Genomic DNA, 554 nt, shown 5'->3' with positions numbered 1-554 from the left:
GGGAAAGCGTTCACCAGGAATGTGATCGGAGAGGGCATGATCTTTGCCACCGTTCGCCCGAACAACCTGCCGGCCGCGGAACCGGATACATCCCGCAGTGCAAACACGGTTACCGTTTCCGTAGATCTGCCGGCTGATTCGCTGCGCACCTTCATTAAAGAAGTGGTGAAGAAAAGCACCGGCGGCGTCGACCTGTCGGAAGCCAAGATCATTGTTTCCGGCGGACGGGGAGTCAAGAGTGCGGACGGCTTCAAGCCGCTCCAGGAACTGGCTGACGTGCTGGGGGCGGCAGTCGGGGCATCGCGTGGGGCCTGTGACGCGGAATACTGCGATTACTCCCTGCAGATTGGCCAAACCGGCAAGGTGGTAACCCCGGATTTGTATATTGCTTGCGGCATCTCCGGAGCGATCCAGCACCTGGCAGGGATGTCGAACTCGAAAGTGATCGTGGCCATCAACAAAGATCCGGAAGCCCCGATCTTCAAGGTTGCGGACTACGGCATCGTGGGCGATCTGTTCGAAGTGGTGCCCGTGTTGACGGAAGAACTGAAGAA

General features: G+C 58.5%; 1 protein-coding gene. It reads left to right on the top strand.

The window, feature by feature from the left end; all coding sequences use genetic code 11:
• The coding region (locus EFBL_RS15870; RefSeq protein WP_149029971.1) for an electron transfer flavoprotein subunit alpha/FixB family protein at positions 1-554 on the top strand (554 nt) is incomplete at both ends.

The organism is Effusibacillus lacus (assembly GCF_002335525.1).
In the GTDB taxonomy this organism is placed as follows: domain Bacteria; phylum Bacillota; class Bacilli; order Tumebacillales; family Effusibacillaceae; genus Effusibacillus; species Effusibacillus lacus.
This window is presented reverse-complemented; position numbering and strand designations above follow the sequence as displayed.